The sequence below is a fragment of the Acidovorax sp. SDU_ACID1 genome, from assembly GCF_045291395.1.
In the GTDB taxonomy this organism is placed as follows: domain Bacteria; phylum Pseudomonadota; class Gammaproteobacteria; order Burkholderiales; family Burkholderiaceae_C; genus MR-S7.
In genome coordinates this window covers 375,880-402,041 of sequence record NZ_CP152342.1, presented here as the reverse complement: position 1 = coordinate 402,041, position 26,162 = coordinate 375,880, and the positions used below count along the sequence as shown (strand labels likewise).

At 71.4% G+C, this 26,162-nt stretch carries 19 protein-coding genes, 1 tRNA gene and 1 pseudogene; 13 read left to right on the top strand and 8 right to left on the bottom strand.

The genetic code is table 11. From position 1 onward, the window contains the following. Positions 1-50: 50 nt before the first annotated feature. Together fdhE and selA are read left to right on the top strand one after the other, a co-directional pair. Positions 51-1,007, top strand: a complete 957-nt coding sequence (gene fdhE / locus AAG689_RS01895; RefSeq protein WP_406624528.1) for a formate dehydrogenase accessory protein FdhE — start codon at positions 51-53, stop codon at positions 1,005-1,007. Next, positions 1,004-2,422: an L-seryl-tRNA(Sec) selenium transferase gene (gene selA / locus AAG689_RS01890; RefSeq protein ID WP_406624527.1), complete on the top strand. Its 1,419-nt coding sequence runs from the start codon at positions 1,004-1,006 to the stop codon at positions 2,420-2,422. Before fdhE ends, selA begins: the two co-directional genes overlap by 4 nt. Positions 2,423-2,508: 86 nt before the next feature. Here selA and AAG689_RS01885 read toward each other — a convergent pair whose 3' ends face one another. From AAG689_RS01885 to AAG689_RS01870, 4 genes are all read right to left on the bottom strand, one after another. Beyond that, positions 2,509-3,720, bottom strand: coding sequence for a RhtX/FptX family siderophore transporter (locus AAG689_RS01885; protein ID WP_406624526.1), 1,212 nt, complete (start codon positions 3,718-3,720; stop codon positions 2,509-2,511). Beyond that, positions 3,717-4,115 (bottom strand): cupin domain-containing protein, encoded by a 399-nt coding sequence (locus AAG689_RS01880; protein ID WP_406624525.1) that lies wholly within the window; start codon positions 4,113-4,115, stop codon positions 3,717-3,719. The genes AAG689_RS01885 and AAG689_RS01880 overlap by 4 nt, the downstream gene beginning before the upstream one ends. 66 nt (positions 4,116-4,181) lie before the next feature. Next, complete coding sequence (locus AAG689_RS01875) at positions 4,182-6,281, bottom strand: TonB-dependent siderophore receptor (protein ID WP_406624524.1); 2,100 nt, start codon at positions 6,279-6,281, stop codon at positions 4,182-4,184. Positions 6,282-6,392: 111 nt separating this feature from the next. After that, positions 6,393-7,256 carry a helix-turn-helix transcriptional regulator gene (locus tag AAG689_RS01870; protein WP_406624523.1) on the bottom strand — a complete coding sequence of 288 codons (864 nt, stop codon included), beginning with the start codon at positions 7,254-7,256 and terminating at the stop codon, positions 6,393-6,395. A 206-nt stretch (positions 7,257-7,462) separates the two neighbouring features. On the opposite strand from AAG689_RS01870, the pseudogene selB reads away from it, so the two are divergent. Then, positions 7,463-9,384: pseudogene (gene selB / locus AAG689_RS01865) on the top strand (selenocysteine-specific translation elongation factor). A gap of 7 nt (positions 9,385-9,391) precedes the next feature. Then, positions 9,392-9,483, top strand: a tRNA-Sec gene (locus AAG689_RS01860). 115 nt (positions 9,484-9,598) lie between these two features. On the opposite strand, the gene AAG689_RS01855 is transcribed toward AAG689_RS01860, so the two are convergent. The 4 genes from AAG689_RS01855 to selD all read right to left on the bottom strand — a co-directional run bounded on the left by AAG689_RS01855 (position 9,599) and on the right by selD (position 14,434). Beyond that, positions 9,599-9,841: a hypothetical protein gene (locus AAG689_RS01855; protein WP_406624522.1), complete on the bottom strand. Its 243-nt coding sequence runs from the start codon at positions 9,839-9,841 to the stop codon at positions 9,599-9,601. Continuing rightward, positions 9,838-12,117, bottom strand: coding sequence for an FdhF/YdeP family oxidoreductase (locus AAG689_RS01850; protein ID WP_406624521.1), 2,280 nt, complete (start codon positions 12,115-12,117; stop codon positions 9,838-9,840). Before AAG689_RS01850 ends, AAG689_RS01855 begins: the two co-directional genes overlap by 4 nt. 22 nt (positions 12,118-12,139) lie before the next feature. Next, complete coding sequence (gene apbC / locus AAG689_RS01845; RefSeq protein ID WP_406624520.1) at positions 12,140-13,231, bottom strand: iron-sulfur cluster carrier protein ApbC; 1,092 nt, start codon at positions 13,229-13,231, stop codon at positions 12,140-12,142. 135 nt (positions 13,232-13,366) lie between these two features. Continuing rightward, positions 13,367-14,434, bottom strand: a complete 1,068-nt coding sequence (selD, locus tag AAG689_RS01840) for a selenide, water dikinase SelD (protein ID WP_406626267.1) — start codon at positions 14,432-14,434, stop codon at positions 13,367-13,369. A 195-nt stretch (positions 14,435-14,629) separates the two neighbouring features. Here selD and nirB point away from each other — a divergent pair, with 195 nt between their 5' ends. From nirB to AAG689_RS01795, 9 genes are all read left to right on the top strand, one after another. Continuing rightward, on the top strand, positions 14,630-17,083 hold the full coding sequence (gene nirB / locus AAG689_RS01835; protein ID WP_406624519.1) for a nitrite reductase large subunit NirB: 2,454 nt from the start codon (positions 14,630-14,632) through the stop codon (positions 17,081-17,083). Between the two features lie 63 nt (positions 17,084-17,146). Next, positions 17,147-17,470 carry a nitrite reductase small subunit NirD gene (gene nirD / locus AAG689_RS01830; protein WP_406624518.1) on the top strand — a complete coding sequence of 108 codons (324 nt, stop codon included), beginning with the start codon at positions 17,147-17,149 and terminating at the stop codon, positions 17,468-17,470. Further along, a complete protein-coding gene (locus AAG689_RS01825) occupies positions 17,467-18,708 on the top strand; it encodes a nitrate- and nitrite sensing domain-containing protein (RefSeq protein WP_406624517.1) in 1,242 nt (413 codons plus the stop codon). Before nirD ends, AAG689_RS01825 begins: the two co-directional genes overlap by 4 nt. A 220-nt stretch (positions 18,709-18,928) precedes the next feature. Continuing rightward, positions 18,929-19,738: a formate/nitrite transporter family protein gene (locus AAG689_RS01820; RefSeq protein ID WP_406624516.1), complete on the top strand. Its 810-nt coding sequence runs from the start codon at positions 18,929-18,931 to the stop codon at positions 19,736-19,738. Beyond that, positions 19,735-21,459, top strand: a complete 1,725-nt coding sequence (locus tag AAG689_RS01815; protein WP_406624515.1) for a protein kinase domain-containing protein — start codon at positions 19,735-19,737, stop codon at positions 21,457-21,459. Before AAG689_RS01820 ends, AAG689_RS01815 begins: the two co-directional genes overlap by 4 nt. Positions 21,460-21,488: 29 nt before the next feature. Then, complete coding sequence (mnmH, locus tag AAG689_RS01810; protein ID WP_406624514.1) at positions 21,489-22,586, top strand: tRNA 2-selenouridine(34) synthase MnmH; 1,098 nt, start codon at positions 21,489-21,491, stop codon at positions 22,584-22,586. Between the two features lie 31 nt (positions 22,587-22,617). Continuing rightward, positions 22,618-23,184 (top strand): restriction endonuclease, encoded by a 567-nt coding sequence (locus AAG689_RS01805; RefSeq protein WP_406626266.1) that lies wholly within the window; start codon positions 22,618-22,620, stop codon positions 23,182-23,184. A 4-nt stretch (positions 23,185-23,188) separates the two neighbouring features. Further along, positions 23,189-24,424: a patatin-like phospholipase family protein gene (locus tag AAG689_RS01800; protein ID WP_406624513.1), complete on the top strand. Its 1,236-nt coding sequence runs from the start codon at positions 23,189-23,191 to the stop codon at positions 24,422-24,424. Positions 24,425-24,438: 14 nt separating this feature from the next. After that, on the top strand, positions 24,439-26,160 hold the full coding sequence (locus AAG689_RS01795; RefSeq protein WP_406626265.1) for a diguanylate cyclase domain-containing protein: 1,722 nt from the start codon (positions 24,439-24,441) through the stop codon (positions 26,158-26,160). The last annotated feature ends 2 nt before the right edge of the window (positions 26,161-26,162 follow it).

Genomic DNA, 26,162 nt, shown 5'->3' with positions numbered 1-26,162 from the left:
CGGCCGCATCCACGGCCCGGCGGCAGTTTCATTTCTGGAGACCTGATTTCGTGCAACGCATTCTTCAACCCGGCGAGATCGAAGCCCTCGATCGCACCAACCTGCCCCGCGTCCGCCTGCCCCAGCCGGCCAGCCTGTTCGCCGACCGTGCCGCGCGCCTGGCGCAAAAGGCCGAGGGCAACCCCATCGGCGACTACCTGCGCTTTCTCGCCCGCCTGGTGCGCGCCCAGCAGCAGGCCGCGGGCACGGTGCAGACCGCCGCGCCCGAGCCTGCACTGATCGCCCAGGCGCAGGAGCACTCCATGCCCCTGCTGCCCGCCGCCAGCCACGTCGATCCGGCCTGGCACCGCGTGCTCGACGAACTGCTCGCGGCGCTCGACGGCGCCACCGAGGTGCCCGAGGCGCTGCACCCCACGCTGCAGGCCCTGCGCACGATGCCCTTTGATGAGCGCGACACCCTCGCCCGCCGCGTGCTCGTCGGCCTGCTCACCGAGCCGCAGGACCTGGCCGCCGCCCCCATCGTCATGGCCGCGCTGCAGGTCACCTTCGCAGACCGCGCCAGCCGCCTGCAAGAGAGCGACGTGCCCTACACCGACCCCGCCACCATCTGCCCCGTGTGCGGCAGTGCGCCCGTGGCGAGCGTGCTGCGCATCGGCGGGCGCGAAGCGGGCCTGCGCTACCTGCACTGCGGCGTCTGCTGCACCGAATGGCACATGGTGCGCGTCAAGTGCACGCACTGCGAATCGACCAAAGGCGTGCGCTACCAGGGCATGCAAAGCGAAGGCAGCGACCAGAAGGACGGCCCGAAGGACGAAGTGGTGCTGGCCGAGACCTGCGACCAGTGCCACACCTACCGCAAGATCGCCAACCAGGAAAAAGACCCGCTTGCCGAGCCCCTGGCCGACGACCTCGCCACGCTGCTGCTCGACCTGCTCATGGGCGAGACCGACTACGCCCGCGCCAGCATGAACCCGCTGCTGCCCATGTCCGAAGGCCCCGCCGAATGAACACGGCCGCCCGCCTGCCCGGCGTGGACCGCGTGCTCTCCACGCCGCTGGCGCGCACGCTGTCGGCCGAGTACGGCGCGTCGTCCACCACCGCCGCCGTGCGCGCCGCACTCGACGAGTTGCGCCCCGCAGCGCTCGCGGGCGAGGCCGCCGCCGAGCACCTCGCGCCCGAAGCCATCGCCGCGCGGGCACAGCAGCACCTGGCCGATCGCTTCGCGCCACGCCTCAAGGCCGTGTTCAACCTCACCGGCACGGTGCTGCACACCAACCTGGGCCGCGCCCTGCTGCCGGACGACGCCGTGCAGTCCGTGGTGCAGGCGCTCACCACGCCGGCCAACCTGGAATTCGACCTGGCCACCGGCGGGCGCGGCGACCGCGACGACCTCATCACCGACCTGCTGCGCGAACTCACCGGCGCCGAGGCCGCCACCGTGGTCAACAACAACGCGGCGGCCGTGCTGCTCACGCTCAACGCCCTCGCGCCGCGCAAGGAAGTCATCGTCTCGCGCGGCGAACTCGTGGAGATCGGCGGCGCCTTCCGCATCCCCGACATCATGGGCCGCGCAGGCGCGCGCCTCGTCGAAGTGGGCACCACCAACCGCACCCACGCCAAGGACTACGAAGAAGCCATCACCGAGCGCACCGCGCTGCTCATGAAGGTGCACTGTAGCAACTACGCCGTCACCGGCTTCACCAAGAGCGTGCCCGAGGCCGAGGTGGCGGCCATCGCCCACGCGCGCGGCCTGCCGCTGGCCGTCGATCTGGGCAGCGGCACCCTGGTGGATCTGGCGCAATGGGGCCTGCCCCACGAACCCACGGTGCGCGACGTGGTGGGCGCGGGCGCCGACATCGTCACCTTCAGCGGCGACAAGCTGCTCGGCGGCCCCCAGGCCGGCTTGATCGTGGGCCGCAAGGACCTGATCGCCAAGATCAAGAAGAACCCGCTCAAGCGCGCGCTGCGCGTCGGCAAGCTCACGCTGGCCGCGCTGGAGCCCGTGCTGCGCCTGTACCTCGCGCCCGAACGCCTGCCCGAACGCCTGACCACGCTGCGCCTGTTCACCCGCCCGCGAGCCGACATGCGCGCGCAGGCCGAACAACTGCTGGCCCCGCTGCAGGCCGCCGTGGGTGCCGGGTACACCGTGCGCGCCGCGCCCCTGTTCAGCCAGATCGGCAGCGGCGCCCTGCCCGTGGACACGCTACCGAGCCACGGCCTGGCCATCGCGCCCGCAACCCCGAAGCGCGCGGGCCGCGCCCTCGCCCGGCTCGAAGCCGCGCTGCGCACCCTGCCCCGCCCGGTGATCGGCCACATCGCCAGCGACGCGCTCTGGCTCGACCTGCGCTGCCTGGAAGCGCCCGAGGTGCCCGCCTTCACGGCGCAGTTGCCCGCGCTCGCCGATGCGCTCGCACAGGCGTGAGTTCAAGCCAAATCAGCCTCCAGCGCTTATGAGGTAAGCGCTAACAGCTCTTGATTTAATAGCACCCAGGCGATAGCGGCAACGCCCTACCCCGCCCGCCCCCGTCCACCGCCCAGCCGCGCCGCCACCACCAGCGCCGCCAGCGCCACGGCCAGGCCCGCGGCGAAGCTGCCCGCATAGCCCGCGTGCGCGGCCAGCCCGGTGAGCGAGGACGACGTGGCGATCTCGCCCACGTCGCGCGCGCTCTGCACCGCCGTCATGTCGGTGCCCGCCTGCCCGCCCCGGGCCGCGAAGGCCATGGCCAGCGTCATCACCGCCACCGAGGCCGATCCCGCGCCGAAGCAGCCCAGCGCCGTGGCCGCCCACACGCCCGCCACGGGTAGCGCGGGCGTCTGCCCCGCCAGCCAGAGCCACAGCGCCGCCGCCAGCGCCGAGGCGCCAATGCCCAGCGCGAACAACGCCCGTGCGCCGGTGCGCCCCGCCAGCCACGCCCCGCCGCCGCAGCCCAGCAGCACCGTGATGCCGCCCCCTACCATGCCCACGCGGCCCACGTCCTGCAGCGCCCAGCCCGCATCCACCAGCAGCAGCTTGGACAGGCCGTAGCCCGTGACCGCCGCCATGGCCGACAGCGCCGCCGCCAGCAGCAGCGGCCATGCGCCGGGCCGGGCGATGAAGTGCCGCAGCCGCGCCGGCGGCAGACGCCCGGCCGCCTTGGGCCAGGCCACGCCCTCGCGCCAGGCCAGCGCCAGCAGCAGGCTCGCGGCCACGGGCAGCGCCAGCACGGCCAGCGCGCCGCGCACGCCCAGCAGGCCGGTCAGCAGCAGGCAGCCCGAGCCGCCGAAGAAGAAGCCGGCCATGGTGCCGCCCACCTGCAGCGCGTTGGCGCGCGCCAGCGCCGGGCCGCTGAAGTGCTCGGCCGTGAAGCCGTCGGTGGCGATGTCCTGCGTGGCGCTGGCGAGCGAGCCGATGGCCGCCAGCGCCACGATGGCCGGCGCGCTTGCGCCCGACACGCCCAGGCCCGCCGCTGCCAGCAGGCACAGCAGCACCAGCGCCTGCATGGGCACGATCCAGCTGCGCCGCCGCCCCAGCGCGGGGCTCCAGTGGTTGTCCACGGGCGCGGCCCAGAGGAACTTGAGCACCCAGGGCAGCCCGACCAGCGGCAGGAAGGCCAGGCTGGTGAGCGGCGCGCCCTGGCGGCGCAGCAGCGCGGGCAGCGCCTCCATCGCCAGACCCAGCGGAATGCCCTGGGCGAAGTACAGCGCGGCCACCAGCAGCCAACGGTGCGCGGTGGTGTTCATGCGGCCTCCACGCGGCGGTGCTCGCTGCCCTGGCTGGGCGTGACGAACAGCAGGCGGCCTGGCTGCTCCACGCGCAGCCGGTGCCAGGTGCCGCGCGGCACCACCAGCATCTGGCCTGCCGCCAGCGGCACTTCGCACGCGGGACGGGCTGCGTCGCCGTCCAGGATCACGCAGACGCGGCCGTCGAGCAGCGCCAGCACCTCCTCGCCGCGCGGATGCCGTTCCCAGTGGTTTGCATGCACCGAGGCGCCATCGCTCACGGCCTTTATGCCGATGATCCAGTCGGCGTCGGTGCGGCCGCGCGCGGCGAAGTCCAGGCCCTCGGCATGCGCGCCGGGGTGCAGGGCGATCAGGCGGCCGTCCAGTGCCTGGGGCCGGGGTTCGGAAAATGTCATGTCGGTATGGAATTGATAGCTGCCAGCGCTGGATGGACAAGCGCTGGAGCCGGATTGGGCTTGCATTCAGAACGTGGTGCGCAGCGTCAGCATGGCGCTGCGCGGCTCGCCGTAGCGGTTGTTCCAGCTCAGGCCGGACAGGCTCTGGTAGTACGTGCGGTCGAGCAGGTTGTTGATATGGAGCGCCACGGTGGTGCTGCGCCCCAGGCGGTAGCCCAGGCGCAGGTTCACCAGCCCGTAGCCGCCCTGGCGCTGCGTGACGCTGCCGGACACGGCCGAGTAGTCGCTCTGTGCCTGCAGGCCCGCGCCCAGCGTCCAGCGCCGCTCGTCGATAGGCAGCGTGTAATTGGCCCACAGCCGCAGGATGTGGCGCGGCGCGAAGCGCGCCAGCGGCTGGCCCGCGAGCGCGGCGTCGCGCACGTATTCGGTGGTGTTGTAGGTGTAGCCCGCCTGCACGCTCAGGTCGCGCGTGAGGCGGCCCGTGGCCTCGGCCTCGAAGCCCCGGCTCACGGCCTCGCCGCTGTTGACGTAGTAGCACGCGGCGCCCGCGCACGGGTGGTCGGGGTCCTGCTGCGCGCGGTTGGTCTGGCGGATGCGGAACACGGCCAGCGACACGTTCAGGCGCCCGTCGGCCAGTTCGCCCTTCACGCCTGCCTCGTAGTTCGTGCCCTCGATCGGGTCGATGACGCTGCCCTCCCAGGTGCGCTGGGTCTGCGGCTGGAAGATCTGCGCGTAGCTCGCATAGGCGGACCACTGCGGCGTGAGCTCATAGACCACGCCGCCGTAGGGCGTGAACTGCCCGCTGATGCGCGACGTGCCCGACGCCGTCCCCTGCTCCCAGCGGCTGACGCGCGCGCCCACGATCAGCTTGAGCGGGTCGGCCAGGCTGAAGCGGCCCATGGCGTACAGGCCCGACTGCGTGGTGCGCGTGGGGCCGCGCGAGCCGTAGGCGCCGGTGGCGGGCTCGGGCACGCCGTGCGGATTCCAGCCGAAGACGTCCACCGGCGCGTTGGGCGCGGGGGTCAGGCTGGCCTGGAACTGCTCGAAGCGGGTCTTCTGGTAGTTGCCACCCACCATCAGCTCGTGCTGGCGGCCCAGCAGCGTGAACGGGCCGCTGGCGTAGCCGTCGATGCTGCTTTGCGCGCTGTCGAAGGCATAGGCCGCACCCGTGAGCCTGGGACCGGCCAGCGTCGCCGGATCGACCGCGCCGTTGGCCCCGGCGTACTTCAGCGTCGAGTCGCCCGAGAGGTGGTTGGCGTTGAGCTTGAACGCCCAGCCGTTGCCGAAGCGGTGGTCCAGCCCCGCAAACACGCGCGTGTTGTCCCAGTCGAAGCGGTCCCAGGCCACGTCCAGGAAGGCCGAGCGCGGCAGGCCCAGGGGCTGGCCGTTGGCATAGAAAGGCACGCCCGACATGTTGGTGACCGAGCGGATGCGCTGCTGGTGCGCGCCCAGGCTCAGCGTGGTGGCGCGGGCCACGTCCAGCTCGGCGATGGCATAGACGTTGGTGGACTTCTGCGTGGCCACGTCATAGAAGAAATCGCGGTCCTCGTGGCTCGCCACCACCATGCCGCGCAGCGTGCCCGCCGCGTTCAGCGGGCCGCCCACGTCGGCCTCGGCGCGGTAGCGGTTCCAGCTTCCCGCGCCCAGCGAGGCGCTGCCGCCGAATTGGCGCGGGGGCCGCCGGGGCACCAGGTTCACCGTGGCCGACGGGTTGCCCGCGCCCGCCAGCAGGCCCGCCGCGCCGCGCAGGATTTCCACACGCTCGTACATGGCCATGTCCTGCGGCGCGCTGGCGGTGCCGCCCAGCAGCACGGGCACGCCGTCCTGCTGGAACGCGTCGATCTTGAAGCCGCGCGCGTAGTAGCCCGTGGTCAGCTGCTGGTAGGGCTGCACCGTGACGCCGGGCGACTGCTGCATCACGTCGTCGAGCGTGCGCAGGTTCTGCTCCTGCATGCGCCCGGCGTCGATCACCGTGAGCGACTGCGGCGTCTCGCGCAGCGTGGGCGTGAGGCGGTTCAGCGGGGTACCCACCTCGGGCGCCGCCGTCACCTCCACGCCGGGCAGCGTGGCGGCAGGTTCCTGCTCCTGCGCTTGCACGCCCAGGGCCGCCAACGCGGCGGCGAACGCCACGGGCCGCCAGCGACCCTGTCTGAATCCTTGCGCCATGAATCGCGCCTCCTTTTTTGATGAGAATCAATCTCAACAAAGTCTAGGAAGCCACGGCCCTCCGGATTGGCGATGGCGGAAGTTTGGCTGGCGATCGCGGAAGTAACGGCGTCAGCGCAGCGCGCTCGGCGCCACGCCGAAGCGCTGGCGGAACACCTTGGTGAAGTGCGAGTCGGTGTAGCCGCAGGCCTGCGCCGCCTGGGCCACGCTGCCGTGCCCGGCGGCGATGAGCCGGTAGGCCAGCTCCAGCCGCTGCTCGCGCACGAACTCGTACACGCTGCAGCCAAACAGCTGGCGAAAGCCCGTGGTGAGCTTGTTGACGTTGGTGCCCGCCAGACGCGCCAGTTCGGGCAGCGAGGGCGGATCGTTCAGGCGCTGGCGCAGGATGTCCTGGGCCGCTCGCAGGCGGCGCACGTCGTGCGCGCGCAGCGGGCTGGCACCGGCCGGGCCGCCGCGCTGCTCCAGCCCGGCCATCACGGTGGCCGCCAGTTCCAGGGCCTTGCCCGCCAGGTAGACCCGGCGCGCCGCGCCCTGCAAGGGGCACATCAGCATCTGCCGGCCCAGCCCCTGCAGCACGCGGTCGGCGCGCTGGTCCAGCACCATGCCGCGCTGGCCCGAGGCGCGCCGCGCCAGCCAGTCGGCGTCGATGCCGAAGTACTGCGCCAGCGACGCCGCCGGCATGCGCACGGCCACGTATTCGAGCGCGGCGGCGGGGTCGAACTCGTGCCGCACGGTGAAGGGTTCCCTGTTCAGGCTCAGGTGAAAAGCCGGCCCCTGCACGCGCACCGCCTGGCGCTCGCGCAGCTGGTAGCGCAGTTGCCCGCCCAGCACCAGCACGAGCTTGAAGCCGGGCTCCACCACCTCGGTGGTGCATGCGGGCGCATCGAAACGCAGCACGCCGCCGGCCAGCGACACCTGGGGCGCGACGGCGGGCAACTGCCAGCCGTAGGCGGGGTCGGCAGGGGAAAGGGGCATGTGTCGAATGGATGATTCAAATAAGAATGATTCTTGATTATTCTCCATCCTGCAAATTCTTGTGGGTGGGTATGGCGAGCGCAGCATCCGCCTCTGGCCGATGCAATACTTGGCATGAGCACCGCTGCCGCTGGAGAACATGAGAAAAATCAGCCTCCAGCGGTTACCGCACAAGCGCAACCAGCTACGAAAGAGATAGCAAACCCATGATCATCGGCACCGCAGGCCACATCGACCACGGCAAGACCTCGCTGGTGCGCGCGCTCACCGGCGTGGAAACCGACCGCCTGCCCGAGGAAAAGCGGCGCGGCATCTCCATCGAGCTCGGCTACGCCTACCTGCACGCGCCGGGCGGGCCATCGCTCGGCTTCGTGGACGTGCCGGGCCACGAGCGCCTGCTGCACACCATGCTCGCAGGCGCCACGGGCATCGCGCATGCGCTGCTCATCGTGGCTGCCGACGACGGCGTGATGCCGCAGACGCGCGAGCACCTGGCCGTGGTGGCGCTGCTGGGCGTCACCCAGGGCACGGTCGCCATCACCAAGATCGACCGGCTCGACCCCGCCACACGCGCCGCGCGGCTGGCCGAGGTGCAGGCCGAGGTGCACGCGCTGCTCGCGCCAACAGCGCTGGCGGAGGCCCCCATGTTCCCCGTCTCCGCCGTTACTGGAGAAGGCGTGGAGGCGCTGCGCCTGCACCTGCTCGCCAGTGCCCGGCCGCCCGGCGCCGCCAGCCTGCAGGACAGCGCACGCGCCTTCCGCCTTGCCGTCGACCGCGCCTTCACGCTCGCGGGCGTGGGCACCGTGGTCACCGGCAGCGTGACCAGCGGCACGGCGCGCGTGGGCGATGAGCTGGGCCTCGCTCCGCAAGGCCGCAGCGTGCGCGTGCGCGGCATCCATGCCCAGAACCAGCCAGCCGAAGAAGCGCGCACCGGCCAGCGCTGTGCCCTCGCCCTCGCGGGCGTGGCCAAGGACGAGGTGCACCGCGGCGACTGGGCCTGCGCGCCGTCCATCACCCTGGCCACCACGCGCATCGACGTGCAATGCCAGCTCTGGGCCGACGAGTCCAAGGCGCTGCGCTCCGGCACGCCCGTGCACGTGCACCTGGGCACCAGCGACGTGACCGGCAGCATCGTGCTGCTGGACTGCGACACGCTCGCGCCCGGCGGCACCGCCCTCGCCCAGCTCGTGCTGCACGGCACCGTGGCCGCATGGCATGGCGACCGGGGCGTGCTGCGCGATGCCTCGGCCACGCGCACCGTGGCCGGCGTGCGCGTGCTCGACCCGTTCGCGCCGCAGCGCTACCGCAAGACGCCCGAGCGCCTCGCGCAGCTCGCCGCACAGGCCCTGCCCGACCGCGCCGCACGCGTTGCCGCGCTGCTGGAACACGCCCCCCTGGGCCTGGACCTCGCGCAGACCGCCCGCGCCGAGGCCCTGCCCGGCCCGGGCGACCTGCCGCTGCCCGCGGACGCCATCCGCATCGCGGGCGACGCCCTCGCCATCGCGCCCGCCGCGCTGCAGGCGCTGCAGACGCAGGTGCTGGAGCGCCTGCGCGCCTTCCACGCCGCCAGCCCCGAGGAGATCGGCCCCGACATGCGCCGCCTGCGCCGCCTGGCCGCGCCACGCGCGGGCGATGCGCTGTGGCAGCACACGATCGAAGACCTGGCTGCCACCCAGGCCCTCGTGCGCAGCGGCCACTGGCTGCACCTGCCCGAGCACGCCGCGCGCATGAACGCTGCCGAGGAGCAACTCGCCCAGCAGATCCTGCCCCCCTGCTGGAGGGCGGCTTCGACCCGCCCTGGGTCCGCACCCTCGCCCAGGACACCGGCGCCGCCGAAACCCTGGTGCGCCAGACGCTCGCGAGCCTCGCACGGCGCGGCGAGGTCTTTCAGGTGGTCAAAGACCTGTACTATCCACTGCCGACGGTCGAGCGCCTGGCGGCCATCGCGCGCGAATGCATGGCGGATGGCGAGGCGGTGCAGGCCGCGGCCTTCCGCGACGCGACCGGCCTGGGCCGCAAGCGGGCAATCCAGTTGCTGGAGTTCTTCGACCGCGTGGGTTTCACCCGCCGTGTGAAGGACACGCACCTGCTGCGTCCCGGCACGCCGCTGTTCGAGGGCGGGGATTGAATTTGATGGAAGGGAAGCGTCCCTGGTGGGGCGCCCGGGCTTCAAACCCGGTGGACTGCGCCACGCGTGGTCGGAGGGTTCGACTCCCTCTCCCTTCCGCCCCTCTTTACCACTTCCGCACCTTGGCGACGGAGGAGTCGCGTAAGGTACAGCGGAAGACTCAGCACCAAATCAGCTCCCAGCGCTTATGCAGCAAGCGCAAACAGCTATTCTTTTAGGAGCGATAGAGCAATGCGCACTGCACACGGCCTGCCTCGGTGAGCGCGGCCAGCCAGCGCCCGTCTTCCTGCCACACGCGCACCCAGCCGGGGCCGCGCTGGCCGCCGATCATGGCATCGCCCATGAAGCTCAGCTCGCGCAGCACGGCGCTGGCGCTCTGGCCCAGGCGCTTGGACAGGCGTGGCAGGGAAACGCCGTCGCCCGACTCCGCCAGCGCCTGCAGGATGGCATCCCTCACGCCGCCACCAACATGACGGGAATGGATTTGGACGTGGGCGTGCCCGCCGCCAGCGCAACGGCGGACAGCGGCACGAGCGGGTTCGTCTCGGGGTAGTAGGCCGCGAGGTTGCCGCGCGGGATGTCGTAGGCTACGAGCCGGAAGCCCTCGGCACGCCGCTCCTGCCCGTCGTCCCACACGGTGTGGATGTGGACGCGGTCGCCGTCCTTGAGCCCCAGGGCGCGGATGTCCTCGGGGTGGATGAAGACCACGCGGCGCTGGCCGTACACGCCGCGGTAGCGGTCGTCCATGCCGTAGATGGTGGTGTTGTACTGGTCGTGCGAGCGCGTGGTGAGCAGCGTGAAGACGACGCCGTCCGCGTGCCTTGCGCGGGCGCGGTGCGTGGGCGTGTCGCGCGGCACGGCGTGGGACGTGAACACGGCCTTGCCGCTCGCGGTGGCCCAGACGCGCTCGCTGGCCATGTTGCGCAGGCGAAAACCGCCGGGCACGGCCACGCGGGTGTTGAAGCCGTGGAAGTCGGGGAAGACCTTCTCGATCTCGTCACGGATGCGCGCGTAGTCCTCCACCAGCCACAGCCAGGGCACGCGGCTCTTTTCGCCCAGCGTGGCGGCGGCCAGGCGCGCGACGATGGTGGGCTCGGAAAGGAGGTGCTCGGAGGCGGGCGGGTTGATCCCCATGCTCACGTGCACCATGCTCATCGAGTCCTCCACCGTCACGCCCTGCGGGCCGGCGGCCTGCATGTCGATCTCGGTGCGGCCCAGGCAGGGCAGGATCAGCGCCTCGCGCCCGTGCACCACGTGGCTGCGGTTGAGCTTGGTGGCCACGTGCACGGTGAGGTCGCAGCGGCGCAGCGCCTTCCAGGTTTCGCAGGTGTCGGGCGTGGCGGCGGCGAAGTTGCCGCCCAGGGCGAAGAAGACCTTGCCCTGGCCGTCCAGCATCTGCCGGATCGCCTCCACTGTGTCCACGCCATGTGCGCGCGGCGGCGCGAAGCCGTAGACCTCGCCGAGGCGGTCGAGCAGTGCCGCAGGCGGCTTTTCCCAGATGCCCATGGTGCGGTCGCCCTGCACGTTGCTGTGCCCGCGCACGGGGCAGGCGCCCGCGCCCTCGCGGCCCAGGTTGCCGCGCAGCATGAGCAGGTCGACGATCAGCTGGATGGTGGCGACCGAGTGCAGGTGCTGCGTGATGCCCATGCCCCAGCAGGCGATCACGCGATCGGCGCCGATGTAGACATCGCCCGCGCTGCGCATCTGCGCCTCGGTCAGGCCCGACTCCTGCTCCAGCAGCGCCCAGCTCTCGGCGCGCAGGTCGGCGGCCAGCGCGTCGAAGCCTGTGGTGTGCCCGGTGATGAAGGCGCGGTCGAGCACGCCGCCCCGTGCGTCCTCCTGCTCGATCACGTGCTTCATGACGCCCTTGACCGCTGCGAGGTCGCCGCCCACGCGCAGCTGGAAGTAGTGCGTGCTGATCGGCGTGGAGCCAAAAGTCGCCATCTCCAGCGTGTCCTGCGGGTCGGCGAAGCGCTCCAGCCCGCGCTCGCGCAGCGGGTTGAAGCTCACGATGCGTGCGCCGCGCTTGTGCGCCGCGCGCAGTTCGCCGAGCATGCGCGGGTGGTTGGTGCCGGGGTTCTGGCCGAAGATGAAGATGGCGTCCGCGTGCTCGAAGTCCTGCAGCGTCACTGTGCCCTTGCCCACGCCGATCTGCGGGCGCATGGCGCTGCCGCTGGGTTCGTGGCACATGTTGGAGCAGTCGGGGAAGTTGTTGGTGCCGTACTGGCGCACGAAGAGCTGGTAGAGGAACGCGGCCTCGTTGCTCGTGCGGCCCGAGGTGTAGAAGATGGCCTGGTTCGGATCGGGCAGCGCATTCAGGTGCTTGGCGATCAGCGCGAAAGCCTCGTCCCACGCGATGGGCCGGTAACAGTCGCTGGCCGCGTCGTAGCGCATCGGGTGCGTGAGCCGCCCCTGGTCTTCGAGCCAGAAATCGCTCTGCCCGGCCAGTTCTGTCACCGTGCAGCGTTCGAACAATTCCGGCCCCGCGCGCCGCGCCGTGGCCTCGGCCGCGACGGCCTTCACTCCGTTCTCGCAGAACTCGAAGGCCGAATGGTGGTTGCGGTCAGGCCATGCGCAGCCGGGGCAGTCGAAGCCATCGGGCTGGTTGGCCGACAGCAGCGTCTTCGCGCCCTTGAGGGGGATGTCCTGGCGCAGCAGCGTGTTCTTGACGCTGCCCAGCGCGCCCCAACCGCCGGCAGGGCCTGTGTAGAACGCGATCTTCTGTTCCTTCATGGCCTGCCCCGCCGGTGGATGCTCAGGTGTTCTTGCTCACCGTGATGGTCGGGAACTTGCCCGAGAAGTCCTTGGCCTGCTGCGCGACCTTCACGGCCACCGTGCGTGCGATGGCCTTGTAGATGCGCGCCACGTCGCTGTCGGGCTCGGCCGCCACGGTGGGCCGGCCGCTGTCGGCCTGCTCGCGGATGGACAGCTGCAGCGGCAGCGCGCCGAGGTAGTCCATCCCCAGGCTCTCGGCCATCCTCTTGCCGCCCTCGTGGCCGAAGATGTGCTCCACGTGGCCGCAGTTGCGGCAGATGTGCACGGCCATGTTCTCCACGAGGCCGAGGATGGGCACGCTCACCTTCTGGAACATGGTGACGCCCTTCTTCGCGTCCAGCAGCGCGATGTCCTGCGGGGTGGTGACGATCACCGCGCCGGTCAGCGGCACCTTCTGCGCCATGGTGAGCTGGATGTCGCCCGTGCCGGGCGGCATGTCCACCACGAGGTAGTCCAGGTTGTCCCAGCGCGTCTGCGTGATGAGCTGCTCCAGCGCCTGGCTGGCCATGGGGCCGCGCCAGATCATGGCCTGCTCCTCCTTGACCAGGAAGCCGATGGAGTTGATCTGCAGGCCCATGGCGCGCTTGGGCTCCATGAGCTTGCCGTCCAGGCTCTCCAGGTCGCCCGAGGTGCCGGTCATCATGGGCTGGCTGGGGCCGTAGATGTCGGCGTCCAGCAGGCCCACGCGCGCCCCCTCGGCCGCCAGCGCCAGGGCCAGGTTCACGGCCGTGGTGCTCTTGCCCACGCCGCCCTTGCCCGAGGCGACGGCGATGATGTTCTTCACGCCCGGCAGCAGCTGCACGCCGCGCTGCACCGCGTGCGCGATGACCTTGGTGGCGATGTTGACCGACACGTTCTGCACACCGGGCACCGTTCTGGCAGCCGCGATGAACTCGCTGCGCAGCGCGGGCACCAGGCTCTGGGCCGGGTAGCCCAGCTCGACGTCGAAGGCCACGTCGCCGCCCGCGATCTGCACGTTGCGCACCGCGCGCGCTGCGACGAAATCCTTGCCCGTGTGCGGATCCTTGACGCTGGCGAGCGCCGCCAGCAGATCCTGTTCCGTGAATGCCATGGCTGTGTTGTTTGCTTGTGGGAGCTGGCTAGTCTAGCCAACGCACGGTGCCACTCGCCCGGCTGGGGAGATTACAAGCCAAATCGGCCTCCAGCGCTTCTCTGGCAAGCGCCAGAAGCTATCATTAGATGAGCATCAGGCGCGCACGTCGAGCCGCGCCGGCCCTGCTTCCACACCGCCGATGACCGCCGCCTGCGCAAAGCCCTCGCGCTGGAACACGGCGAGCACGTCTTGCACACTCTCGGGCGCGCAGGCCACGAGCAGCCCGCCCGAGGTCTGCGGGTCGGTCACCAGCGCCTGGGCCGTTGGCGGCAGGCCGGAGGCCAGCGCCACGCTCTCGCCATAACCTGCCCAGTTGCGGCCGCTGGCGCCGGTGACGAAACCCGCGGCGGCCAGATCGGCCACGCCGGGCAGCAGCGGCACGCGGGACCAGTCGATGGCCACCGTCGCGCCCGCGCCGCGCGCCATCTCCAGCGCATGGCCGGCCAGGCCGAAGCCCGTCACGTCGGTGATGGCGTGCACGCCAGGCAGCTCGGCCAGCAGCGGGCCGGGGGTGTTCAGGCGCGTGGTGTTGGCGATCATTTCGCGGTAGTGCGCGTCGCCCAGTTGCTCTTTCTTCAGCGCGGCCGAATAGACGCCCACGCCCAGCGGCTTGCCCAGCACCAGCACATCGCCGGGCCGTGCGTCCGCGTTGCGGCGCACGCGGTCGGGGTGCACCAAGCCCATGGCGACGAGGCCGTAGATGGGTTCGACCGAATCGATGGTGTGCCCGCCTGCGATGGGAATGCCCGCCGCCCGGCACACGTCCTGCCCGCCGCGCGCGATCGCGCCGATCACGTCGAGCGGCAGTTGGTTCACCGGCATGGCGACGAGCGCCAGCGCCATGATGGGCTTGCCACCCATGGCGTACACGTCGCTCAGGGCATTGGTCGCGGCGATGCGGCCGAACTCGTACGGGTCGTCCACGATGGGCATGAAGAAGTCGGTGGTCGCCACCAGCGCCTGGCTATCGTTCAGGCGGTAGACGGCGGCGTCGTCCGAGGTCTCGATGCCGACCAGCAGCTCGGCCGGCACGACGCCGGCCGCGCCGCTGGATTTCAGGATCTCGGACAGCACGCCCGGCGCGATCTTGCAGCCGCAGCCGCCGCCGTGCGAGAGAGAGTGAGACGGGGAGAGGTGGTCATGCCCGCGATCATCCCAGATTCACTGCGCGTCCCATCGCGGTGCATGCGCGCGGGCACGGCGCTTGCTTTGACTGTGCCAACCCGCCGGTGGCGTTGCCGGCGGGCTTCTTCAATCCGCTAACGGCGGCGGAACCCCGGGCAGGCCCTGCGCCTGCCGTGTTTCCAACCCGGCGCGTGCCCCTTGGCGACGTGCGTACAGCAGCAGGTGAGCGTGATGAAGATCGTCGTGATCGGACACGGCATGGTGGGCCACAAATTCCTCGAAGAACTCCACGTCCAGGGGCTGGCGCAGGCCGAGGTGACGGTGCTGTGCGAGGAACCCCGTCCCGCCTACGACCGGGTGCACCTCTCCGAATACTTCGCGGGCAAGTCGGCGGACGACCTCTCGCTGGTGCCGCCCGGCTTTTTCCAGCAGACCGGCTTCACCCTGCGCCTGGCCGCGCGCGCCGTGGCAGTGGAGCGGCGCAAGAACACCGTGACCACCGCCGACGGCGAGGTGCTGCCCTACGACAAGCTGGTGCTGGCCACGGGCTCCGCGCCCTTCGTGCCGCCGGTGCCGGGGCGCGAGCGGCCGTACTGCTTCACCTACCGCACCATCGAAGACCTAGAGGCCATGACGGCCGCGAGCGCCAAGTCGAAAAGCGGCGTGGTGGTGGGAGGGGGCCTCCTGGGCCTAGAGTGCGCCAAGGCGCTGCGCGACATGGGGCTGGAGACGCACGTGGTCGAGTTCGCCCCGCGCCTGATGGCCGTGCAGGTGGACGAGGGCGGCGGCCGCGTGCTGCGCGCCAAGATCGAGGCGCTGGGCGTGCACGTGCACACCAGCCGCAGCACGGTGGAGATCACCGACGGCGCCACCGCGCGCCACCGCATGGTGTTCGCCGACGGCACCTGGCTGGAGACGGACATGATCGTCTTCTCCGCCGGCATCCGCCCGCGCGATGACCTGATCCGCCAATGCGCGCTGGCGACCGGACCGCGCGGCGGCGCGGCGATTGACGACCATTGCCGCACCGCCGACCGCAACGTCTATGCGATCGGCGAATGCGCGTCGTGGAACGAGCAGCTCTACGGCCTGGTCGCGCCCGGCTACGAGATGGCGGGCGTGGCGGCGCGGCACATCTCGGGCGACACGCAAGCCGCATTCGCGGGTGCGGACATGAGCACCAAGCTCAAGCTCATGGGCGTGGATGTGGCGAGCATCGGCGACGCGCAAGGCAAGACGCCCGGCTGCCGCAACTTCCAGTACGTCGATGAGCGCAAGCAGATCTACAAGAAGATCGTGACCAGCGCCGACGGCAAAACGCTGCTGGGCGCCGTGCTGGTGGGCAATGCAGACGAGTACGGCACGCTGCTGCAAATCGCGCGGGGCGGCATCGCGCTGCCCGAAGACCCCGAGTTCCTCATCCTGCCCAGCAGCGACGGCAAGGCCCGGCCCGGACTGGGCGCGGACGCGCTGCCCGACACGGCGCAGATCTGCTCGTGCAACGGCGTGAGCAAGGGCGCGATCCGCGCCGCCGTCGGCGAAGGCGCCTGCACCATCGCCCAGATCAAGGCCTGCACGAAAGCCGGCGCCACCTGCGGCGGCTGCGTGCCGCTGGTCACGCAGGTGATGAAGGCCGAGATGGCCAAGCAGGGCATGGCGGTGAACAACCACCTGTGCGAGCACTTCGCGCATTCGCGCCAGGAGATCTACCACCTGGTGCGCGTGGGCCGGATCAAGACCTTCGACGAACTGCTCACCAGGCACGGCCAGGGCCTGGGCTGCGACGTGTGCAAGCCCGTGGCCGCGAGCGTGCTGGCCTCGGTGTGGAACGAATTCGTGCTGCAGCCCCAGCTCGCCAAGCTGCAGGACAGCAACGACTACTTCCTGGGCAACATCCAGAAGGACGGCACCTATTCCGTCGTGCCGCGCATGCCGGGCGGCGAGGTCACGCCCGACGGGCTGATCGCCGTGGGCCGCATCGCCAAGAGGTACGGCCTGTACACCAAGATCACCGGCGGCGCGCGCGTGGACATGTTCGGCGCGCGGCTGGAGCAATTGCCGCCGATCTGGGAGGAACTCATCGCCGCCGGCTTCGAGAGCGGCCACGCCTACGGCAAGAGCCTGCGCACGGTGAAGAGTTGCGTGGGCAGCACCTGGTGCCGCTACGGCGTGCAGGATTCCGTGGGCCTGGGCGTAGAGCTGGAGAACCGCTACAAGGGCCTGCGCGCGCCGCACAAGATCAAGTTCGGCGTCTCGGGCTGCACGCGCGAATGCGCCGAGGCGCAGGGCAAGGACGTGGGCGTGATCGCCACCGAGCGCGGCTGGAACCTGTACGTGTGCGGCAACGGCGGCATGAAGCCGCGCCACGCCGAGCTGCTCGCCAGCGATTTGACAAAGCAGCGGCTGATCCAGCTCATCGACCGCTTTCTGATGTTCTACGTGCGCACCGCCGACCGGCTGCAACGCACCAGCACCTGGCGCGAATCGCTCGAAGGCGGGCTGGACTACGTGAAGGACGTGGTCATCAACGACAGCCTGGGCCTGGCCGACGAGCTGGAAGCGCAGATGCAGCTCGTGGTGGACACCTACCAGTGCGAGTGGAAGACCGCCGTGACCACGCCCGCCGTGCGCCAGCGCTTCAAGACCTTCGTGAACGGCGACGCGCCCGGCACGGCAATTGCATAAACCACCGCCAGCGCCCATCCACCGAGCGCAAGCAGCTATCGAAACAAGAGCAAGGAGATCACCATGACCTGGACCCCCGTCTGCACCATCCACGCCATCCTGCCAGACACGGGCGTGTGCGCCCTCGTGGAGGGGCGGCACGTGGCCGTGTTCCGCATCGGCCTGCGGCAGCTCTACGCGATCGACAACGTGGACCCCACCTGCGGCGCCAGCGTGCTCTCGCGCGGGCTGGTGGGCAGCGTGGACGGGCGCACCGTGGTCGCCTCGCCGCTCTACAAGAACCACTTCGACCTGGCCACCGGCGAATGCCTGGAGGCGCCCGAGCACTCGGTGCGCACCCACCCGGTGCGCATGGAGGGCGAGCAGGTGCTCGTCGCCTGCGGATGAGCACAGCCCCCGCCACGCGGCTGGTGCTGCGCGCCAAGCGCCTGGAGATGCAGGCCGCGCGCCGCTTGGCCGCGCGCATCGCGCTGGTGGACGCGCTGCGCGAGTGCATCCACGCGCTGCAGCACGAGCGCGGCGCGAGCAGCGTGTACCTCGCCTCGGGCGGCGCGCGCTTCGCCGATGAGCGCCGCGCCGCCATCGACGCTGGCGCCCCCGCGCTGGCAGGCCTACATGCGCTGCTGGCCGCGCAGGGTGAGGAAAGGCCTGATGAAGCCGATGCCGACGTGGACGCCGCCATGCTCGGCCTCATGGCCAGTGTGCTGCTGGGCCTGGAGGCCCTGCCCGCGCAGCGCGCCGCCATCGAGGCGCGGCAGACCCACACGCAGGACGCCATCGCCGCCTTCACCCAACGCATCGCGGGCATGGTGCGGCTGCTCTCGCACGTGGCCGACGCCAGCCTGCTGCCCGGCGTTCCCAGCGTCTCGCGCCCGCTGGTGGCGCTGCTGCACCTCGTGCAGGCCAAGGAGGCTGCGGGGCAGGAGCGCGCAGCGGGTGCGCACCTGTTCGCATCGAGCCAGTGCGATGCGGCGGAGCAGGAGCGCATCGCCCACCTGATCGACGCGCAGGAGCAGAGCCTGCGTGTGTTCGCCGGCTTTGCCGATGCCGCGCTGCGCGCCGAATGGGAGAGCCTGCAGCTCGGCCCCGGCATGGCGCGGCTGGAACGCCAGCGCCGCGTACTTTGCGCCGCACGCCCCGGCGCAGCGCTGGATGCAGACACCAGCGGCGAATGGTTCGCCGCCGCCAGCGAGCGTATCGGTGCATTGGGCACCATGGAAGCCGCGCTGGTGCGCCACCTGCGCGCCGAATGCGCGCGCCACGCCAGCCAGGCGCAGCAGGAATTGGAGGATTCCGAAGGGCTGCTGCGCCGCCTGCGCGAGCAGCCGCCCACGGCCGATCCCCTCGCCGGCGAAGCCGCCACGCTGCGCGAGTTGCTGCACGCCCAATCCGAGCGCCTGGCGCGCACCGAAGTGGAGCTGCAGGCTGCGCGCCGCGCACTGTCGGAGCGCAAGGTGATCGAACGCGCCAAGGGCATGCTGATGGCGCGCCTGGGCCTGACCGAGGAAGCCGCCTTCCGAGCGCTGCAGAAAGCCTCGATGGACCAGAACCGGCGCCTGCTCGACGTGGCCGAGGCCGCCCTGGCGCTGCCCGACCTGGCCTTCGTGCGGGCCAAGGAAGTTTGAGCCTTTTCGGCCTCCAGCGCTTGCTGGACAAGCGCTGGCAGCTCCCTTTTCAGGAGCATCCACGCAAAGAACGCTGGCACGGAACCTGCATTCACCCCGCGCAACGAGGCTGAAGACGGCCCCGTTTCCGGGATGAAGGCGTCCCTTCGCACCCCTGCGTCGCAGGGCGGTGCGAAGGACGCCTTTTACTTTTCAGGTGCTTCTCTAGAGGAGAGTTCTCATGGCCTACGTCGCCCCCGCCGAATTCGTGACCAGGATGGTCGATGCCGGCGAATCCAAGCTGCTCATGTCCACCCGCGACACGCTGATCCGCGCCTACATGGCCGGCGCCATCCTGGCGCTGGCGGCGGCCTTCGCGGTCACCGTCACCGTCAACACCGGCAACCCGCTGCTGGGCGCCCTCCTGTTCCCGGTGGGCTTCATCCTGCTGTACCTGATGGGGTTCGACCTGCTCACGGGCGTGTTCACGCTCGCGCCGCTGGCCGTGATCGACAAGCGCCCCGGCGCCACCTGGGCCGGCGTGCTGCGCAACTGGGGCCTGGTGTTCGTGGGCAACTTCGCGGGCGCGATCACCGTGGCGGTGTTCATGGCCATCATCTTCACCTTTGGCTTCTCCGAGGCGCCCAACGCCGTCGGCCAGAAGCTGGGCCACATCGGCGAGGGCCGCACGCTGGGCTACTCGGCGCACGGCGCGGCGGGCATGCTCACGCTGTTCGTGCGCGCGGTGATGTGCAACTGGATGGTCTCCACCGGCGTCGTCGCGGCGATGATGTCCACCAGCGTCTCGGGCAAGGCCATCGGCATGTGGATGCCCATCATGGTGTTCTTCTACATGGGCTTCGAACACTCCATCGTGAACATGTTCCTGTTCCCCACGGGGCTGATGCTGGGCGGCAACTTCACGATCATGGATTACCTGATCTGGAACGAGATTCCCACCGTGCTGGGCAACCTCGTCGGCGGCCTCACGTTCGTCGGCGCCACGCTGTATTCCACCCACTACAAGACCGCCCCCAAGCGCGCGGCATGAAGGTCACGCTCGGCCAGCACTCGCTGGGCAAGCAGGGCGGCGTGAACCAGGACTTCCACGGCGCCATGCTGCCCACGGGCCACCTGCGCGCGGCGCGCGGCATCGCCCTGGCGGTGGCCGACGGCATAGGGTCCAGCCGCGTGAGCCAGGTGGCCAGCAGCGCGGCGGTGCGCGGCTTCCTGGAGGACTACTACGCCACGCCCGACGCCTGGCCCGTGCGCCGCGCCGCGCAGCAGGTGCTGGCCGCCACCAACGCCTGGCTGCACGCGCAGAACCAGCGCGGCCCGGCGCGCTTCGACAAGGACAGCGGCTACGTCTGCGCCTTCAGCGCCCTCATCCTGCACGGGCACGACCTGCACCTGCTGCACGTGGGCGACGCGCGCATCTGCCGCGTGCACCCGCAGGCGCTGGAGCCGCTGACCGAAAACCACCGCCTGCACGTGGGCGCGGGCCAGTCGTACCTGGCGCGCGCGCTGGGCCTGCACGCGCACGTGGAGATCGACACGCGCTGCTGGCCCGCCGAAGTGGGCGACCTCTACCTGCTGGCCACCGACGGCGCGCACGGCCACCTCGACGCCGCTGCCGTGCACGCCGCGCTGCACCGGCATGGCGACGACCTGGACGCCGCCGCCCGCGCCTTGTGCGAGCACGCCCGCACGCAGGGCAGCGAGGACGACGCCACCGTGCAACTGCTGCGCATCGACGCGCTGCCCGCAGCAACGGGCCTGAACACCCTGCTGCCGCGCGACGGCCTGCGCCTGCCGCCCCCGTTCGCGCCGCGCATGGCCTTCGAGGGCTACACCATCGTGCGTGCGCTGCACGTCGGCCCGCGCAGCCACGTGCACCTGGCCGTGGACGACGCCACCGGCGAGCCCGTAGCCCTCAAGACCCCCGCCGCCAGCGCGCACGAGGACGAAGCCTTCCTCGACCGCTTCCTGCTCGACGAATGGGTCGCCAGCCGCATCGACAGCCCCCACGTAGTGCGCGCCCGCGCCCCGCAGCGCCCGCGCGGCCACCTGTTCGCGGCGCTGGAATACGTGCCCGGCCAGACCCTGGCGCAATGGATGGTGGACCACCCGCGCCCCGCGCTGGAGGAAGTGCGCGCCATCGTGGAACAAGTCGCGCGCGGCCTGCAGGCCCTGCACCGGCGCGAAGTGCTGCACCAGGATCTGCGCCCGGCCAACGTGGTGATCGACGCGCAGGGCACGGCGTGCATCATCGACCTGGCCTCGGCCCACGTGCCCGGCCTGCACGCGGCGAGCGACGGGCCGCCCACCACCATCGAGGGCACGCTGCAGTACACCGCGCCCGAATACCTCACCGGCCAGGGCGGCGACGCGCGCTCCGACCTGTTCGCGCTGGCCGCCATCGCCTACGAGATGCTCGCCGGCCAGCTGCCCTACGGCCTGCAGGCCGCGCGCCTGCGCCCCGGCAGCGATGCGCGCCGCCTGCGCTACGTGCCGCTGACCCACCACCGCCCCGACCTGCCCGCCTGGCTGGACGCCGTGCTGCGCAAGGCCCTGCACCCACAGCCCGCGCGGCGCCAGCAGGCGGTGGGCGAGTTCGCGCACGACCTGCGCGCACCCGGCCCGGACTTCCACCGCCGCCGCGCCCCGCCGCTGGCCGAGCGCGACCCGGTGGCGTTCTGGCAGGCCGTGGCCGCGCTGCTGGCGCTGGCCGTCGTCGCCCTGCTGGGAATGCTGGCGAGGATGCTTCTATAGTCGCGGCAGTCCCCCACTGAACTCGCCTCGTGTCCCGCCACCAGCCCACCCGCCCCGCCGACCGCCACGCCTTCGACGCCATCATCGACGCGCGCTCGCCCGCCGAGTTCGCCGAAGACCACATCCCCGGCGCGATCAACTGCCCCGTGCTGGACGACGAGGAGCGCGCCATCGTCGGCACGCTCTACCACCAGCAGGGCGCGTTCGAAGCCCGGCGCGTGGGCGGGGCTTTTGTTGCAGCCAACCTCGCACGCCACCTGCGCGAGCGCTTTGCCGACCAGCCCCAGAGCTGGCGCCCGCTGGTCTACTGCTGGCGCGGCGGCATGCGCAGCGGATCGATGGTGCAGTGGCTGCGCCTGGTGGGCTGGGACGCGCAGCAGCTCGCGGGCGGCTACAAGGCGTTCCGCCGCCACATGATCGCGACCATCGAGGCGCTCGTGCCCCGGCTCGACCTGCGCGTGCTCGTGGGTGCCACGGGCAGCGCCAAGACGCGCGTGCTGCAGCAGCTCGCCCTGCAGGGCGCGCAGGTGCTGGACCTGGAGCACTGCGCGCAGCACAAGGGCTCGCTGCTGGGGGCGCTGCCCGGCGTGCCCCAGCCCTCGCAGAAGAACTTCGAGACGCAGATCGCCACCGTGCTGGAGAGGCTGGACCTCGCCCGCCCGCTCTACGTGGAAGGCGAGAGCGCGCGCATCGGCCGCCTGTCCGTGCCCGTGCCGCTGGTGGAGCGCCTGCGCGCCGCGCCCTGCATCGAGATCGAAGCCCCCGCGCCCGAGCGCCTGGCCTACCTGCTGCGCGACTACGCCTACCTGGGCGACGACCCCGAAGCCCTGGCCCAGCGCCTGGCCGCGCTCACCGAGCTGCACGGCAAGGAGACGGTGCAGCGCTGGCAGGGCTGGGCGCGCACGCACGACCTGGCCCCGCTCTTCGGCGAGCTGATGGAGCGGCACTACGACCCGCACTACGGCCGCTCCCAGGCGCGCAACTTCGCGCAGTGGGAGCAGCGCCAGCGCGTGGCCGCGCCGGACCTCTCGCCCACCGGCCTGGACCGCCTGGCGCGGGCGGTGCTGGATTTAGAATCAAATCGACCTGCAGCGCTTACCCTACAAGCGCAAGCAGCTCCTGATTGAATAGCAAGCAAGGAACCCCGTGAAACTCAAAATGGCCCCGAACTCGGGCTTCGCCATCCTGCTGCGCTCGCCCTGGTGGGTCAGCTTCGCCATCGCCGCCGCCATCGCGGCCGCCTGCTTCGCGCTCATGCCGGCGGAACTGGCGCCCTTCGCCGCCGTGGGCGCCGTGCCCATCGCGGTGATCGGCTGCATCGCCGCCTGGCGCCAGTGGCGCGCGCCCAGCGCGGCGCGCGTGCAGGGCGTGCTGGAGGCGGCCGCGGCCATGCCCTGGCGCGAATTCGCGGCCCTGCTGGAGCGCGCCTGGCGCGCCGAGGGCTATGCCGTGCAGGGCTTGAACAGCCAGCATGCCGACCTGCGCCTGGACAAGGACGGGCAGTTCACCCTGGTGGCCGCGCGCCGCTGGAAGGCCGCTACCCACGGCGTGGAACCGTTGCGCGCGCTGCAGGCCGAGGTGGAGCGCCAGGGCGCGCGCACGGGCGTCTATGTGGCCCTGCAAGGCACAGTGAGCGAGAGCGCACGCGCCTTCGCCAAGGACAACGCCCTGGTGCTGCTCGAAGGCGCCACGCTGGCCGCGCTGCTGTTGAAAGCCCAGGGCTGACGCGATGCGCTCCCAGCCCGTCACCGGCCTGGTGCTCACGGGCGGCGGCGCACGCGCCGCCTACCAGGTGGGCGTGCTGGAGGCCATCGCCGCGCTGCGCGCGGCCTGCGGGGCCGAGCGCGCGCCGTGGCCGTTCCCGGTGCTCACGGGCACCTCGGCGGGCGCCATCAACGCCGCAGCGCTGGCCTGCGGCGCAGGCGACTTCCAGCGCGCGGTGCGCCGCATCTCGCGCGTGTGGCGCAACTTCCATGCAGGGCAGGTCTACCGGGCCGATTCGCTGTCCGTCGCGCGCACCGGCGCGCGCTGGCTCACGCTGCTGTCCGTGGGCTGGGCGCTGGCGCGCTGGCGCCGCGTGCACCCGCATTCGCTGCTGGACAACACGCCGCTGCACCACCTGCTCGCGCGCATGGTGCCGCTGGCGCGCGTGCCGGGGCTGATCCAGCGCGGCCACCTGCGCGCGCTGGCGGTGACGGCGTCCAGCTACAGCTCGGGCGAGCACGTGACCTTCTTCGAGGCCGGCGACGCGCTGGCGCCCTGGGCGCGCTCGCAGCGCAAGTCCACGCGCGAGCGCATCACGCATGCGCACCTGCTGGCCTCGTCGGCCATCCCGTTCGTGTTCCCGGCGACGCGGCTGCCCATCGACGGGCACACCGAGTTCTTCGGCGACGGCTCCATGCGCCAGACCGCGCCCATCGCGCCGGCCATCCACCTGGGCGCCGAGCGCATCCTGGTGGTGGGCGCGGGCCGCATGTACGAGCCGCCGCGCCTGCGCCCTGCGGGCGACGTGCCGCCCTACCCGGCGCTGGCGCAGATCGCGGGGCATGCGCTGTCCACCATCTTCCTGGACGCGCTCTCGGTGGACATCGAGCGCGCCCAGCGCATCAACCAGACCCTGGCCCTGATCCCGCCCGAGGTGCGCGGCAGGAGCCCGCTGCGCCCGCTGGAGCTGCTGGTCATCGCCCCTTCGCAGGGCCTGGACGAGGTGGCCGCGCGCCACGTGAACGACCTGCCCGGGCCCGTGCGCACCATGCTCGGTGCTTTGGGCGTGCGCGCCAACGCGGCCAACGAGGGCGGCGCCGCCCTGGCGAGCTACCTGCTGTTCGAGCGCGGCTACACGCGCGAGCTGATGGCCCTGGGCCGCGCCGACACGCTGGCGCGGCGCAGCGAGGTGTGCGCCTTCTTCGGCTGGCACGACACGGGCGCGGCGCTGCGGCAGGAGCCGGCGCTTTCCTACAATTGACGGCCGTGCCGCCGATGCCCTCCGCCAACCGCTCCTCGCTCAAACTCTCCCTCGTTCTGCCCTTCATCGCGCTGATCGCGCTGCTCACGGGCACGCTGGGCGTGCTGTGGTACTGGACGGGCAGCCGCACCGTCTCCATGCTGTCGCAGCAGCTCATGACCGAGATGGCCGCGCGCATCGGGCAGGCGGTGGATCAGCACGTGCAAGGCTCGGGCGCGATGCTGGAGGCCGCGTTCCCCGACAGCCTGCCCGCCGGCCCCGACATCGCCAGGGACCTGCCCGCGCTGCGCGAGCGCCTGTGGATCGCCACCTCGCTGAGCGGGCAGGCGGGCGACTACGTGTACTACGGCAACCGCGCAGGCCAGGGCATCGGCCTCAAGCGGCTGGGGCATGACCTGGGAGAGCTGCGCCTGAAGACCCGCGCCGAGGACCACCGCCGCTACTACCGGCTCGACGGCATCGCGGCGCGGCCCATCCCGCAGTCGCTGGAGGCGTCGCCGTTCGACCCGCGCACGCGGCCCTGGTTCAAGCAGGCGCGCACGGCCGCGGGCCATGTGTGGACGCCGGTCTACATCGACTTCAACGCCCGCGACCTCGTCATGACCCGCGCGCGCCGCGTGCTCTCGCCCACGGGCGAATTCGAGGGCGTGGTCGCCGCCGACGTGTTCCTGCACGCGCTGCAGCAGTTCATGGCGGGCCTGCCCATGGTCACGGGCGGGCGCGCCTTCATCCTGGAACCCGGCGGCGCGCTGATCGCCGCGTCGGACATGCCCAACATCCGCGAAGGCAGCGACGGCACGCCCGAGCGCGTGAACGCCGCCAACTGCGGCGACCCGCTGATCGAGGCCATCCACGCGCAGCTGCGCCCGCTGCTGCAGTCCGCCGGCCCGGCCGCGGGCGCGCCGCAGCTCATCGACGCCCACGGCAAGGCCGTGCAGATCGCCTACCGCCAGATCGTGGACAGCGCGGGCCTGGACTGGGTCGCCGTCGTGGCCCTGCCGCACGACGACATGCTCGCGGGCATGCGCCGCCACGTCGTGCTGATGGCCGCGCTGGGCCTGTGCGCACTGGGGCTGGCGCTGGCGCTGGGACTGCGCGTCTTCGGCGGCGTGGCCGACGACATGCGCTCGCTCACGCGCGCCGTGCGCCGCATCGGCCAGGGCGAGATCGACACGCCCATCGACGTGCGCCGCAACGACGAGATCGGCGAACTGGCCCGCAATTTCCATCAGATGCGCCACAGCCTGTTCACCGATGCGCTCACCGGCAGCGCCAACCGCAGCGCCCTGCAGCACACGCTGGCCGCGCTCACCCGGCCCGGCCCGCAGGGGCCGGCGCCCTTCGCCCTGCTGTTCATCGACCTCAACCGCTTCAAGCCGCTCAACGACCGCTTCGGCCACGACAACGGCGACCGGGCCCTCGCAGAGATCGCGCAGCGCCTGCGCTCCCAGCTGCGCGCCAGCGACCTGCTCGTACGCCTGGGCGGCGACGAGTTCGTGGCCGTGCTGCCCGGCATCGACAGCGACGAGCAGGCCCAGGCCGCGCGCCAGCACGTCGAGGCCGCACTGGAACAGCCGCTGACCACACTGCTCGGTGTGCCCGAAGGAGAAACCGTCACCGTGGGCGCCGCCATCGGCCAGGCCCTGTACCCGCGCGACGGCCTGGACGCCGAAAGCCTGCTCAAGCACGCCGACCAGGACATGTACCGGCGCAAGGGCCCCGGCGCACCGCGCTGACG

Coding starts and splice junctions, on each gene's coding strand:
- selA (WP_406624527.1), top strand. CDS start 1,004: ATGAACACGGCCGCCCGCCTGCCCGGCGTGGACCGCGTGCTCTCCACG.
- nirD (WP_406624518.1), top strand. CDS start 17,147: ATGACCTGGACCCCCGTCTGCACCATCCACGCCATCCTGCCAGACACG.
- AAG689_RS01870 (WP_406624523.1), bottom strand. CDS start 7,256: ATGCCCCTTTCCCCTGCCGACCCCGCCTACGGCTGGCAGTTGCCCGCC.
- AAG689_RS01820 (WP_406624516.1), top strand. CDS start 18,929: ATGGCCTACGTCGCCCCCGCCGAATTCGTGACCAGGATGGTCGATGCC.
- AAG689_RS01850 (WP_406624521.1), bottom strand. CDS start 12,117: ATGAAGGAACAGAAGATCGCGTTCTACACAGGCCCTGCCGGCGGTTGG.
- AAG689_RS01815 (WP_406624515.1), top strand. CDS start 19,735: ATGAAGGTCACGCTCGGCCAGCACTCGCTGGGCAAGCAGGGCGGCGTG.
- AAG689_RS01875 (WP_406624524.1), bottom strand. CDS start 6,281: ATGGCGCAAGGATTCAGACAGGGTCGCTGGCGGCCCGTGGCGTTCGCC.
- apbC (WP_406624520.1), bottom strand. CDS start 13,231: ATGGCATTCACGGAACAGGATCTGCTGGCGGCGCTCGCCAGCGTCAAG.
- AAG689_RS01795 (WP_406626265.1), top strand. CDS start 24,439: ATGCCCTCCGCCAACCGCTCCTCGCTCAAACTCTCCCTCGTTCTGCCC.
- AAG689_RS01880 (WP_406624525.1), bottom strand. CDS start 4,115: ATGACATTTTCCGAACCCCGGCCCCAGGCACTGGACGGCCGCCTGATC.
- AAG689_RS01805 (WP_406626266.1), top strand. CDS start 22,618: ATGGCCCCGAACTCGGGCTTCGCCATCCTGCTGCGCTCGCCCTGGTGG.
- AAG689_RS01800 (WP_406624513.1), top strand. CDS start 23,189: ATGCGCTCCCAGCCCGTCACCGGCCTGGTGCTCACGGGCGGCGGCGCA.
- AAG689_RS01825 (WP_406624517.1), top strand. CDS start 17,467: ATGAGCACAGCCCCCGCCACGCGGCTGGTGCTGCGCGCCAAGCGCCTG.
- nirB (WP_406624519.1), top strand. CDS start 14,630: ATGAAGATCGTCGTGATCGGACACGGCATGGTGGGCCACAAATTCCTC.
- AAG689_RS01885 (WP_406624526.1), bottom strand. CDS start 3,720: ATGAACACCACCGCGCACCGTTGGCTGCTGGTGGCCGCGCTGTACTTC.